This is a genomic window from Hydrogenophaga palleronii, assembly GCF_031457455.1.
GTDB classification, from domain to species: Bacteria; Pseudomonadota; Gammaproteobacteria; order Burkholderiales; family Burkholderiaceae_C; genus Hydrogenophaga; species Hydrogenophaga palleronii_A.
This window is the reverse complement of record NZ_JAVDWU010000003.1, coordinates 199,827-212,849: the sequence shown is the minus strand read 5'-3', so window position 1 is coordinate 212,849 and position 13,023 is coordinate 199,827. Positions and strand designations below refer to the sequence as shown.

Sequence of the window (13,023 nt, the reverse complement as noted above, 5' to 3'; positions counted from 1 at the left end):
AGCATGGTTCCGCATCTCGTCACCGCTCTCACCGGCCCCATCAACGAGCTCGAACAGCGCATTCTTGAATCCACCCCGGTGATCGAGCGCTGGTTCCGGCTGGAATGGATGGAGCACACGCCGCCGTTCTACACCTCGGTGGACGTGCGCAACGCCGGCTTCAAGCTGGCGCCTGTGGACACCAATCTCTACCCCGGCGGCTGGAACCACCTCACGCCGGAAATGCTGCCGCTGGCGGTGCAGGCCGCCATGGCCGCGATTGAAAAGATCTGCCCAGAGGCGAAGAACCTGCTGCTGGTGCCCGAGAGCACCACCGACATCTTCTACCTCAGCAACCTGGCGCAGCTGCAGCGCATCTTCTTCCAGGCTGGCCTGAACGTGCGCCTGGGTTCGCTCTCCAACGACATCAAGGCGCCCACCAAGATCGATCTGCCCGGGGGCGAGTCGGTCACGCTGGAGCCGCTGATCCGCAGCAAGCGCCGCCTGGGTCTCAAGCATTTTGATCCCTGCACCATCCTGCTGAACAACGACCTCAGTGCCGGCGCGCCCGGCATTCTGGAAGACTTGCACGAGCAGTACCTCTTGCCGCCGCTGCACGCCGGCTGGGGCGTGCGCCGCAAGAGCCACCACTTCAAGGCGTATGAGGAAGTGGCCAAGCGCTTCGGCAAATTGTTGGGCATGGACCATTGGCTGATCAATCCGATGTTCAACCAGTGTGGCGAGGTCAATTTCGCTGAAGACGCCGGCCTGGAATGCCTGCGCAGCAACACCGACGCGCTGCTCGCCAAGATCCGCCGCAAGTACAAGGAATACGGCATCAACGAAAAGCCGTTTGTGGTGATCAAGGCCGACAACGGCACCGGCGGCATGGGCATCCTCACCGTGCGCGACGCCAAGGACATCGACAACCTGTCGCCCGCCACCAAGGAGCGCATGGCCCAGGTGCAGGCTGGCCAGACGGTGACGGACGTGATCATCCAGGAAGGCGTGCTGACCAACGAGCGCGTCAATGCGGCGGTGGCCGAACCGGTGGTCTACATGATGGACCGCTACGTGGTGGGCGGCTTCTACCGCGTGCATGCCGAGCGCGGCGTGGACGAAAACCTCAACGCCCCGGGTTCGCGCTTCGTGCCCCTGGCCTTCGAGCAGAGCGCCCAGCTGCCGCAGCCCGGCGTGAAACCCGGTGCCAGCGTGCCCAACCGCTTCTACATGTACGGCGTGATCGGGCGGCTGGCCATGCTGGCTGCCAGCTACGAGTTGGAGGCGACGGATCCGGAAGCGGAGGTCTACGAATAACCCCCGCTCCGCAAGTTAAGGTCCACCCCCGCGCCGCCTTCGGCGTCACCCCCTTCAAGGGGGCGATTCCAGTCGTCCGGCAAAGCCGGCCCGACGGAATCCCTTGATCAAGGCATTTCGCGTCGGAGAAGTAGCAGGGCCTGTCTCTGCTTTTTTAATCGAGCCTCTCAGGTCACCACGTCCTGAATGGCTTGCACTTGGTTGGCGTGGCGCAGGCGGGAGTAGGCGTAGCCTAGGACCAGGGTGGCGAAGGGCAGCCACAGCATGAACCAGCCCAGGCCATTCAGGCCCCATGCCGTGACGGTGGGGTCGATGCCTTCGGCCACTTCGCCGGTGAGCAGGCCGAAGCGCGACATCAGCAGGTACAGGCCGATGGTGAGTCCGATGCTGGCCAGGGCGGGTGCGATCTTGGATTGCAGCAGGTTGGCGTCTTGCGGGTGGCTGTGGAAGTACGACATCACGGCGAGACACACCAGGATCTCGATCAGCAGGATCGACAGCACGGCCATGCCGCTGAACCAGAAGAACATGTTGACCACCGGGTCGAGCCCGTTGACGGCGAACAGGAAGATCACCAGCGCTGTGATCGCCGACGTGGCCAGCGAACCGGCGGCCGGCGCGCCCCGGCGGTTGACCTTGCTGAGCACCACGGGCAAGGTGCCCGCCCTGCCCAGTGCATAGAAGTAGCGGCTGGCCGAGTTCTGGAACGCCAGCAGGCCGGCGAACATGCTGGAGATCACCAGCACCTCCATGGTCTTGCCCAGCCAGGGCGCCACATAGGTGGAGGCCAGGGTGAACAGCACCGCTGCCGGGTTGGCCAGTGGCACACCATCCACCGAGGACAGTTCGACCACCTTGTCGACCACGCTGCCGGCGCCCAGGCCCGTCACCACGGCGAACGCGGTCACGGCGAACAAGGTGGCGATCAGCGTCACGGCCATGTAGGTGGCGCGCGGCACGGTCTTCTTGGGGTTGACCGACTCCTCGCCGTAGATGGCCGTGGCTTCGAAGCCGATGAAGGAGGCGAAGGCGAACGCGAAGGCGATGCCCGCCGAGCCGGCCAGTCCGCCCGCGAGGATGTTGGTGGGGTTGAACGAAGCGCCCCATTGCGCCAGCTCGGGACCTCCCTTGATGAAGATGGCGGTGCTGGTGACGATGAGCACCAGGAGTTCCAGCACCAGCAGCACGCCCAAGATGCGCGCACCCACGTCCACACGGCGCAGCGACAGGTAGGTCACCAGGCACCAGGCGAGTGCCGACCAACCCCACCACGGCAGGCCGCCCACCTGTTCCGCCACCAGGCCCCCAAAGAAACCGTAGACCGACAGGTGGATGGCCAGGTAGGCGAGCAGGGAAGTGAAGGCCGACCCCACCCCGAAGTGGATGCCCAGGCCGCGCCCGATGTAGGCGAAGAAGGCGCCGACGTTGGTGACGCGGTGCCCCATGGCCGCGTAGCCGATGCTGAACAGCAGCAGCACCAGGCCCACCAGCAGGTAGGCGCCCGGCGCGGCCGCGCCGTTGCCCAGTACGATGGCTGCCGGCAGTGCGCCCGTCATGCCCACCAGTGGAGCTGCTGCGGCAATCACGAAGAAGACGATATCGACCGCCACCAGGCGACTCTTGTGCAAGGATTGACCAGCGCCGTGGCTGGCTTCGGGGGCGGGGTTGGGGGTGCTCATCGCGAACTCCTGGTTTGAAAATTGCTGTGACTCAGGGCGGGCCAAGCCAGCGAAAACTGGTGGTGCGATGCTAGGAGTCGCGGTCGCAGATCCGTTATCAAAAGCGCGCAGGACGCTCTAAGGGTTACCACCAAGACCCCGGATCGCCTCGCAAGGCAAGCTGAGGGCAAGGAGTTTTCATGGCGGTCATGCAGGAAGAGGAAGCGGGTGCCGTCCCAGCGGCGGCGGCGGTGTCGTCGTCGCACGATTCGGCCTCATGGGTCCGCGCGGTGCAAAGCCAGGACATCGACGCCCATGCGCGCGCGCAGGGTGGCTGGGCGCTGGCCTATGAACAGTTGTCCAGTGGCCGGTTCGAGGGGGGCTTGGTCTTCGTGCAACTGCCGGGCTTGCGGCTGGTCAAAGAAAGCACCAACGTGGTGCTGCGCCAGCAAGGCCGGCTGGGCGACGAGGTCTATGGCTTTGCCATGTCGCTGGCGCCGGTGGACGAGGTGTACTTCCATGGCCGCAAGGTCCCGCCGCATGCGGTGATGTGCGGGCGCGGCAACGACATCGACCTGGTCACGCCCGCCGGGCACCAGCTCATCGCACTGGTGGTGGAGCGTTCACTGCTGACCCCGCTGTGGGAGCGCATGTACCAGAAGCCGCTGGCGCTCTGGTTGGAGAAGCAACTGGTGCTGCAGGCCTCGCCGGAGGCGGCCGCAGCCTTGCGCCTGAACCACCAACAGCTGCTGCGCCAGGCGCTCAGCCTGAAGACCCTGCCGGACATGCCGGCGCCCATGCTGCAGATGCGCGACGACATCCTGATCGAGTGGATCGAGGCGCTGCCCCCGTCTGTGGACCTGAGCGATCTGCAAACCCAGGAGCGGCGCAAACGCATGGTGGACCGCGCCTGCGAACTCGCCCTGGCCCAGCCGGACGAACCCTTGTCGATCCTGCAGGTGTGCAGCCGGGTGGGGGCGAGTCGGCGCAAGCTCAACTACTGTTTCCAGGACGTGCTGGGCACCTCGCCCACCAAGTACTTCCGCGCCTTGCGCCTCAACGGCGTGCGCCGCGCCCTGAGCCAGCCCGATGCGCGTACCACGGTGCAGGACGTGGCCGCGCATTGGGGTTTCTGGCACCTGGGACAGTTTTCGCTGGACTACAAGCGCCAGTTCCACGAACTGCCCTCGCAGACTCTTCAACTTGCACGCGGTTGAACGGGGCGCTGGGCCGTCGGGGTAAACCCTGAGCCTGGCTTTGCGCAAAACCGATCACGCCCACGCAGGGGGTGCTTTTAAGGTTCAAGTCCCGGTGGCCAATCCTGGCCGCCGATGCGACTTCAACCCAAGAGCCTCATGACGACCACCTTTGTGAACCCGGCCCTGTACGTGGCCGGCCAATGGCTTGAGAAGGCCTCCGGCGGCGCGCGCCCTGTGTTCAATCCGGCCACCGCCACCGAGATCGGCCAGCTCCCGCTGGCCGGCCCCGCCGAACTCGCCGCGGCTGCCGAATCGGCACAGCACGGCTTCGAACAATGGCGCCGCGTGCGCCCGCACGACCGCTACGTCATCCTGCGCCGCGCGGCGGAGCTGCTGCGACAGCGCGCCGATGAGATCGCCACCGTGCTCACGCTGGAGCAGGGCAAGCCGCTCGCCGAAGCGAAGCGCGAGGTGGTTCTGTCGGCCGACATCATCGACTTCCAGGCCGAAGAGGCCAAGCGCCTGTACGGCCGCACGGTGGCGCCACGGGTCGATGGCATCCTCTCGCACACCGTGAGCCGCGTCCCGGTGGGCCCGGTGGCGGCGTTCACGCCCTGGAACTTCCCGGTCAACCTGCCCAGCCGCAAGCTGGGCAGTGCGCTGGCTGCGGGTTGCAGCGTGGTGATCAAGCCGGCCGAAGAAACACCGGCCAGCTGCATGCTGCTGGTGCGCTGCTTTCTGGATGCCGGGCTGCCCGCCGAGGTCATCAACATGCTGTGTGGCGACCCGGCGCTGGTGTCGTCGTTCCTCATCGAGCGGCCAGAGATCGCCAAGGTCTCGGTCACCGGTTCGGTGGCGGTGGGCAAGTTGCTGGGCGAGCAGGCCGCGCGCCATGTCAAACGCTTCACCGGCGAGCTGGGTGGCCACGCGCCGGTGATCGTGTGTGAGGACATGTGCGAGGGCGCTGCGCTGGACTTCGTGCTCAAGCAATCGGTCACCGCCAAGTACCGCAACGCCGGCCAGGTCTGCGCCTCGCCGATCCGCTTCTACGTGCCGCGCGCGCAGCTCGCCACCTTCAGCGAACGCTTCGCCGCCGCCGCGCAGAAGCTGCAGCTGGGTTCGGGCCTGGACGCCGCCACCCAGATGGGTCCGCTCGCCCACGCTCGCCGCATCGAAGACATGGAGCGCTTCGTGGACGACGCCGTGGGCCAGGGCGCGCGCCTGCTCGCGGGCGGCCACCGTGCCGACCGGCCAGGCTGGTTCTTCGAGCCCACGGTGTTCGCCGAGGCGCCGCCCACCAGTCGTTTGATGCAGCAGGAACCCTTCGGCCCCATCGCCGTGATCCAGCCCTTTGACGAGCTGGACGACGCGATCTCTCAGGCCAATGCCTTGCCCTACGCGCTCGGCGCCTACGCCTTCACGAGCGACCTGCACACCGCCCACCGACTGGGCGAATCCATCGAGGCCGGCATGGTCGGCATCAACCACTTCGGCGTCTCGCAGCCCGAGCTGCCCTTTGGTGGCCACAAGGAGAGTGGCATCGGGCAGGAGCAGGGTGCCGAGGGCATCACGCATTACACCGAGGTCAAGACCATCACCGTCGGTCAGCCATTCTAAAAACGTGACCACCCCCATCGCTTGCTCGCTGCGCGTAGCCGCTCAGCCCCTCAAGGGGCAACACCAGCGGCCCGGCAAAGCCGGTTCCGCAGTGTTTGCTGGGCAAGACATCGGTTTTATTTGAAAGTACATCATGAGCAACATCGCACAACTCAAGGCAGACAACGGCCAGTACCAATGGCACCCCATGGCCCACCCGGCGGCCATGAAAAAGACCAGACCCGACATCGTCGCGCGCGGCGAGGGCTGCTGGATCTGGGACGTGGACGGGCACAAGCTGCTCGACGGCGTCGGTGGCCTGTGGGCCAGCAACCTGGGCCACAGCGCCACGGCGGTGCGCGACGCCATCGTGGCCCAGCTCGACGAGCTGCCCTTCTACAACACCTTCCGCGGCACCTCGCATCCCCGCGCCATTGAACTCTCCGCCCGGCTGGTCAAGCTGATGGAACCCGATGGCGTGGCCAGCGTGATGTTCTCCAGCGGCGGCTCCGACGCGGTGGAGACCGCGCTCAAGCTCGCGCGGCAGTACCACAAGCTGCGCGGAGAGAAAGACCGCTTCAAGTTCATCAGCCTGCGCCAGGGCTACCACGGCGTGCACTTCGGCGGCATGAGTGTCAACGGCAACACCAACTTCCGCCGTGCCTACGAGCCGCTGCTGCCCGGGTGCTTTCACATCGACACGCCCTGGCTCTACCGCAACCCCTTCACCGACGACCCGCTGGAACTGGGCGAGATCTGCGCCGAACTGCTGGAGCGCGAAATCGTGTTTCAAGGGCCGGACACCGTGGCCGCCTTCATCGCCGAGCCGGTGCAGGGTGCAGGCGGCGTGATCGTGCCACCGGCCAACTACTGGCCCCTGGTGCGCAAGATCTGCGACAAGCACGGCGTGCTGCTGATCGCCGACGAGGTGGTCACCGGCTTCGGTCGCACCGGCCACCTGTTCGGTACCCGCCTGTGGGGCCAAGGAGGGGGAATTCGCGCCGACCTGTGGTGCCTGGCCAAAGGCATCAGCTCGGGCTACGTGCCGCTGGGCGCCACCGCCATTTCCTCGAAAGTGGCGCAGGTGTTCAACGACGACAAGACTGGCCAGGCCGCCGTGGGCCATGGCTACACCTACAGCGCCCACCCGGTGGGCGCCGCCGCCGCACTCGCCACACTGGACGAGATCGAGCGGCTGGACGTGCCGGGCAACGCCGGGCGCGTGGGCGCCGTGATGCAGGCCCGTCTGCGCAAGCTGGCGCAGAGCTGTAGCTTCGTGGGCGATGTGCGTGGCGTGGGGTTGATGCTGGGCATCGAGATGGTGCAGGACAAGGCGCTGCGCACGCCCATGCCACGCAGCAGCGACATTCCCGCCCGCGTGGCCAAAGAGGCCTACCAGCGCGGCCTGATGGTGCGCATCTCCGGCCCCAACCTCATCCTCTCGCCGCCGCTGGTGATTTCGCAGACCGAGGTCGACCACCTGTGCGACACGCTGGAGGCATCCTTCGCGGCGGTGGAGGCATCGCTGTGAGCAGGCCGCCGGTGATCCTGCTCATTGGCACGGTCGACACCAAGAGCGACGAGATCGCCTTCCTGCGCGAGTCGGTCGAACACGGCGGCGGCACAGCCCTGGTGATGGACGTGGGCGTGCTCGGCCAAGGCGGCTTCACGCCCGACATCCTGAACACCGAGGTGGCCGCCGCCGCTGGCGTGACGCTGCAGCAGGTCATGGAAACGGGCGACGAAAACACCTCGATGAAGCTCATGGCCACCGGCGCGGCATTGATCGCAACGCAGTGGCACCTGGAAGGCCGCTTCGACGGCCTGCTGGCCCTGGGCGGCACCATGGGCACCGACCTCGCGCTGGACGTGGCCAACGCCTTGCCCCTGGGCTGCCCCAAGGTGGTGCTGTCCACCATCGCGTACTCGCCCCTGATCCCACCCGCCCGCATCCCGCCCGATCTCATCATGCGGCTCTGGGCCGGTGGCCTGTACGGCCTGAACCGTTTGTGCAAGGCCGCGCTGAGCCAGGCTGCGGGCGCGGTGGTGGGTGCCTGCCGGGCGCAGGCGGTCGAGGGCGATCCGCGTCCCGTGGTGGGCATGACCTCGCTGGGCAGCAGTGCGCTCTCGTACATGAAAAAGCTCAAGCCCGCGCTGGAGGCGCGCGGCTACGAACTGGCGGTGTTCCACACCACCGGCATGGGCGGGCGCGCCTTTGAAGACTTGGCGCAGCGCGGCTACTTTGCGGCGGTGATGGACTTCAGCCTGCAGGAACTGGTGAACGATCTGGCGGGCAGTTGTGTGAGCGCGGGCAGTGAGCGCCTGCTGGGCGCGGGCCGGGCCGGTGTGCCGCAGATCGTCGCACCCGGCGCCACCGACATGGTGGACTTTGCGGCCTGGACGCGCTGCCCCGAACGCTTCGCCGGGCGCGCCGTGCACGACCACAACCGCCTGATCGCTTCAGTCTGTGTGGACCACGACATGCGCCGCAGCGTGGCCCGCGCCATCAGCGACCGACTGACTGAGGCCACCGGCCCCACCTGCCTGCTGCTGCCCACGGGCGGCGTGGAGCAATGGGACCGCCCCGGCGAAGCCCTGCACGACCCCAAGGGCCTCAAGGCCTTTGTCGACGAGATGACCCACGTGGTCTCGCCCGACACCGTGTTCCAGCCGGTGGACGCTCACATCAACGACGAGGCCTTCGCGCAGGCCGCACTGCAGGTGTTTGATGCCTGGGTGGCCGCCGGGCTGGTACCAGCGGGTGTCACTCACGAACTTGCCACCAGGGCGGTCGCATGAGCGAACCATCGAATGCAAAAGCCCTGGTGCTCGACTTCGGCGGCGTGATCAGCCGTATGCTGTTTGAGACGCACCCCCTGACCGAACAGGCGCTGGGTCTGGCGCCCGGCTCCCTCACCTGGAAGGGACCGTTCGACCCTGGCAGCGACCCGCTGTGGCAGGACATGCAGGCCGACAAACTGAGCGAGCGCGACTACTGGATGACCCGCACCCGCGAGGTGGGCCGTCTGGTGGGCGAAGACTGGGGCGCGATGGAAACCTTTGTGCAGCGGGCGCGCGGCGCCGATGTCACAGCGGTGATCCGCCCCGAGGCCATTGCAACCATCCACGCAGCGAAGGCCGCGGGCAAGCGCCTGGCGATCCTCTCCAACGAGCTGGACCTGTTCTACGGCGCCGACTTTCGCAGCCGCCTGCCGCTGCTGCAGCACTTCGACCTCATCGTGGACGCCACTTACACCGGCATCCTCAAGCCCGATCCGCGCGCCTATGCGGCGGTGACCGAGGCGCTCGGTCTACCGGCCAGCGAGTGCGTGTTTGTGGACGACCAGAAGCGCAACGCCGACGGCGGTGTGCGCGCTGGCATGCGGGTGGTGCATTTCGATGTGCTGCGGCCCGCCGCGTCCTACCAGCAGGCGCTGGAAATGCTGGGCGTTGATGCGCAGATTGACGAACCGCGCGCCGTTGGGCGCTCAGCAAAGGGATGACATGACCCGCATCACCGAAGTATCAACGCGCACGCGTGAACTGGTGGAGCGCCGCGCCCTGCGCCTGGGACCCAACGTCTCCACCTTCTACGAAGAGCCGCTGCACCTCGTGAGGGGTGAAGGCGTCTGGGTCTGGGACGCCGATGGCAACCGCTACCTGGACTGCTACAACAATGTGCCCCATGTGGGGCACTGCCATCCGCGCGTTGTCGAGGCCATCTGCCGGCAGGCGTCGATGCTGAACACGCACACGCGCTACCTTCACGAGGGCATGCTCGACTACCTGGATCGACTGACCGCGACCTTTGCGCCCGAGCTGTCCACCGCCATCCTCACCTGCACCGGATCGGAGGCCAACGACATCGCGATTCGCATGGCCCGGGCCGTCACCGGGCAGACGGGCATCATCGCCACCAATCACACCTACCATGGCAACACCCTGGCCGTGTCGCAGCTGAGCCGCACCAATCCGCCCCCTGGCGGCCACTGGCCCAACGTGAAGTTCGTGCCCGCACCGGACAGTTACCGCCCGCTGGGCGGCGAAGGGGGGCAAGCCCATGCGCTGGTCTTTGCGGCCGAGGTGGAGCGTGCGATTGCTGAACTGAAAGCCGACGGATTCGGCCTGTCTGCCATCATCCTCTGCCCTTTCTTTGCCAACGAAGGTTTTCCGGATCTGCCTCCGGGCTGGCTGGATCCAGCCATCGAGGTGGTGCGACGGGCAGGAGGCATTGTCATTGCCGACGAGGTGCAGCCCGGCTTTGGCCGCTTGGGCACGCACATGTGGGGCCACCAACGCATGGGCTTCGTGCCCGACGTGGTGACCCTGGGCAAACCCATGGCCAACGGACACCCCGTCGGCGGTGTCGTCACGCGGCCTGACGCCATGGCCGCTTTTCGCAAGTCCTTTCGCTACTTCAACACCTTCGGCGGCAACCCGGTTTCGGCCGCCGCCGCCATGGCCACGCTTTCGGTCTTGCAGGATGAGCAGCTGATGGACAACGCTCGGGAGGTCGGTGCCCATGCACGGCAGGGACTGGCCGATCTGGCACTGCGCCACCCGGTCATCGGCGACGTGCGTGGCAGTGGTCTGTTCTTCGGCACGGAACTGGTCAAGTCGCGCACCACACGCGAACCCGCTACGGCCTACACGAAGCAGGTGGCCAATGAAATGCGTCGGCGCGGGGTCATCATCAACTTCCTCGGTGTTCACTACAACACCCTCAAGATCAGGCCGCCCATGCCTTTCTCGCGTGCCGACGCCGACCTGTTGCTGGCCCGGCTTGACGAGGTGTTGATCGAACTGCCGCTGGACCTGGACGCCTGATGGAGGACGCTGCTTGGCTCGCTCTCGCACGAGAGGCAGCCTCTCGCTGGCCGCTTTCCGTGGAGCGCATCGAACTTGCTGCCCGCCGCGAGAACAAGGTGTTCCGTCTCATCACGGTGACTGGGCAGCACTTCGCTTTGCGCGTCCACCGGGCCGGCTACCGCAGTGACGCCGAGCTGGCATCGGAACTTGCCTGGATGCAGGCGCTGTCCCGAGGTGGGCTGGCCGTGCCCGCCCCGCTGGCTTCGCTGGAGGGGCGCATGCTTGAAGCGGTCAAGGGCCAGCGCGTCAGCATGCTCTCGTGGCTGGCCGGTGTGCCCCTGGGCCGCTCGGGCACGCCGCTGAACATCGCGTCACGCGAAGGCGTCTTTCGGGCGCTTGGCCAAACGCTGGCGCGATTGCACAACCTGTCCGACGCCTGGAGCCCGCCGCCGGGGTTCACTCGGCCACAGTGGGGGCTTGACGGTTTGTTGGGCCCTCAACCGCTTTGGGGGTCCTTCTGGGCGCACCCCCGGCTGGAGGCGGTGCAAAGGCGCACACTGGAGAGGGCCCGTGCTGCGGCCATCGATGCGCTGGGAGGATGGATGCCGGCACTCGATTTCGGCCTGATTCACGCCGATGCCGTGCGCGAGAACGTGCTGATCGATCAGGGGCGCATCCAGCTGATCGACTTTGACGACTGCGCCTACGGCTTTCGGCTGTTTGACCTGGCCACGGCCCTGCTCAGGAACCGCGCGGAACCGGACTACCCCGCGCTGGAAGCGGCCCTCTGCGAGGGCTACCGTTCGCTGCGCGTGATCGACACCGGGCAGCTCCAGCTGTTCCTGATGCTCAGGGCGCTCACCTACATCGGCTGGATCGTGCCGCGCATGGATGAAGAGGGTGGTGTGGAGCGCAGCGCGCGCTTCGTGGCAACCGGTATCGAACTTGCCGAGGCGTGGCTGGGTTCGCGGTGAGTGGGGGCGCAAGCAGCCGATCACCCTCAGGCAAGCGCCTCGAAGTTCTCGCAGAGGGCGCGAATCTCAGACGGAACAGGCAATGCCCGGATGCCCGGCCCGTCTTCTCGCTGCGCGGCGAACACGCGCACTTCCTCGCAGGCCAGGATCAGCGCTTCGCCGCGCCGCACCTCGTAGGTCTGCACAAAACTCTTGCGGCGCCATTCGCGCACGCTGACGTGAATGGCCAGCGTGTCGCCATAGGTGGCCGATTGCACGAAGCGGGTCTGGGTATTGACCAGTGGGGTGCCGATGATGCCCAGGCTGTCCCGGGTGGTTTCCCATCGGGGCACGCCGCAGGTGATGAAATAGTGCCGCGAAGCGGCGTCGAGCCAGCGAAAGAAGTTGGGAAACCAGACGATGCCCGCGGGATCGCAATCGCCGAACTCGACGTTGACCGTGTAGACGGCGGTGTGTGACATGGGTGGGCGCAGAATGGCGCGCGACTAATCGCTCTTGATGCCGCGCTCTTTGATGAGCGCGCCGAAGCGCTGGGAGTCTTCCGTGATCTTGGCCGCGAACGCGGCGGGGGTGAGCACGAGCGGGTTACCTCCGAGCTGGTGGATGCGGTCCTTGAAGGCCGGTGTTTCCAGAATGCGGTTGATCTCGCCGTGCAGCCGTTCGATGATCGCCGGAGGTGTGCCGGCCGGCGCGTAGAAGCCGAACACGCTGTCGGCATCGAAGCCTTTGAGGCCGACCTCGTCCAGCGTGGGCACGTCGGGGAAGAGCGGAGAGCGCTTGAGGCTGCCCACGGCCAGCAGCTTGGTGCGCCCCGACTTGGCGGCCTGCAGCCCGATGCCCGGGTCGAAGTAGTAGTCGATCTGGCCACCCATCAGATCGGTGAGAGCGGGCGCGGCGCCCCGGTAAGGCACGTGGACCGCAAACAGGCCCGCCTGCGCCTTGAACATTTCTCCCGCGAGGTGGGGTGAACTGCCGTTGCCGGCGGAGCCGTAGGAGAGCTTGCCCGGGTTGGCCTTCACATGCGCGATCAACGCTTTGGCGTCCTTCACCTCCAGCGTGGGCCGCGCCATCAGGTAGACCAGCACGCTGGCGGCCGAGGCCACGGGCGTGAGATCCCGCACGGGATCAAAAGGCATGTTGGCGTAGAGATGGGGGTTGATCGACACCATGCCGCCTGAGGCCATCAGCAGCGTGTAGCCGTCGGCCGGCGACTTGGCCACCGCACCGCCCGCGATGTTGCCGTTGGCACCGGGCCGGTTCTCCACGGTGACCGGCTGTTTGAGGGCCTCGGCCAGGGGCGTGGTGACCAACCGCGCGATCTGGTCTGCTGCCCCGCCAGGCGGGAATCCCACCACCACCTTGATCGGTCTGTCGGGGTAGCTCTGAGCCAGCAGCGCGGGGGCAAAACCCAGGGCCAGGATGGCAGCGAGGGTGGATTTGATCGGCAGTTTCATGGTTTGTCTCCTTGTGGTTATCGAGGGATGTCTTGCG

At 66.5% G+C, this 13,023-nt stretch carries 11 protein-coding genes; 8 read left to right on the top strand and 3 right to left on the bottom strand.

The window, feature by feature from the left end; all coding sequences use genetic code 11:
• Window positions 1-3 precede the first annotated feature (3 nt).
• Window positions 4-1,296: a glutamate--cysteine ligase gene (gshA, locus tag J2W49_RS08590; RefSeq protein WP_310314370.1), complete on the top strand. Its 1,293-nt coding sequence runs from the start codon at window positions 4-6 to the stop codon at window positions 1,294-1,296.
• Window positions 1,297-1,463: 167 nt separating this feature from the next.
• On the opposite strand, the gene J2W49_RS08585 is transcribed toward gshA, so the two are convergent.
• Complete coding sequence (locus tag J2W49_RS08585; RefSeq protein ID WP_310314367.1) at window positions 1,464-2,975, bottom strand: APC family permease; 1,512 nt, start codon at window positions 2,973-2,975, stop codon at window positions 1,464-1,466.
• A gap of 179 nt (window positions 2,976-3,154) precedes the next feature.
• On the opposite strand from J2W49_RS08585, the gene J2W49_RS08580 reads away from it, so the two are divergent.
• The 7 genes from J2W49_RS08580 (at window position 3,155) to J2W49_RS08550 (ending at window position 11,532) form a co-directional block, all read left to right on the top strand.
• On the top strand, window positions 3,155-4,171 hold the full coding sequence (locus J2W49_RS08580) for a helix-turn-helix domain-containing protein (RefSeq protein WP_310314364.1): 1,017 nt from the start codon (window positions 3,155-3,157) through the stop codon (window positions 4,169-4,171).
• 138 nt (window positions 4,172-4,309) lie between these two features.
• Entirely contained in the window at window positions 4,310-5,770 is a 1,461-nt protein-coding gene (locus tag J2W49_RS08575) for an NAD-dependent succinate-semialdehyde dehydrogenase (protein WP_310314360.1), read from the top strand.
• 133 nt (window positions 5,771-5,903) lie between these two features.
• On the top strand, window positions 5,904-7,280 hold the full coding sequence (locus J2W49_RS08570) for an aminotransferase class III-fold pyridoxal phosphate-dependent enzyme (protein WP_310314357.1): 1,377 nt from the start codon (window positions 5,904-5,906) through the stop codon (window positions 7,278-7,280).
• Window positions 7,277-8,548 carry a Tm-1-like ATP-binding domain-containing protein gene (locus J2W49_RS08565; RefSeq protein WP_310314353.1) on the top strand — a complete coding sequence of 424 codons (1,272 nt, stop codon included), beginning with the start codon at window positions 7,277-7,279 and terminating at the stop codon, window positions 8,546-8,548. Before J2W49_RS08570 ends, J2W49_RS08565 begins: the two co-directional genes overlap by 4 nt.
• Window positions 8,545-9,252, top strand: a complete 708-nt coding sequence (locus J2W49_RS08560; RefSeq protein ID WP_310314350.1) for an HAD-IA family hydrolase — start codon at window positions 8,545-8,547, stop codon at window positions 9,250-9,252. The genes J2W49_RS08565 and J2W49_RS08560 overlap by 4 nt, the downstream gene beginning before the upstream one ends.
• Window position 9,253: 1 nt before the next feature.
• A complete protein-coding gene (locus J2W49_RS08555) occupies window positions 9,254-10,576 on the top strand; it encodes an aspartate aminotransferase family protein (RefSeq protein WP_310314347.1) in 1,323 nt (440 codons plus the stop codon).
• Complete coding sequence (locus J2W49_RS08550) at window positions 10,576-11,532, top strand: phosphotransferase enzyme family protein (protein ID WP_310314343.1); 957 nt, start codon at window positions 10,576-10,578, stop codon at window positions 11,530-11,532. Before J2W49_RS08555 ends, J2W49_RS08550 begins: the two co-directional genes overlap by 1 nt.
• Window positions 11,533-11,558: 26 nt before the next feature.
• Here the strand turns inward: J2W49_RS08550 and J2W49_RS08545 are convergent, their stop codons facing one another.
• The gene (locus J2W49_RS08545) at window positions 11,559-11,993 is read right to left on the bottom strand and encodes an acyl-CoA thioesterase (protein WP_310314340.1); all 435 of its coding nucleotides are present in this window, start codon (window positions 11,991-11,993) and stop codon (window positions 11,559-11,561) included.
• Window positions 11,994-12,017: 24 nt separating this feature from the next.
• Complete coding sequence (locus J2W49_RS08540; protein WP_310314338.1) at window positions 12,018-12,986, bottom strand: Bug family tripartite tricarboxylate transporter substrate binding protein; 969 nt, start codon at window positions 12,984-12,986, stop codon at window positions 12,018-12,020.
• Window positions 12,987-13,023: the final 37 nt, after the last annotated feature.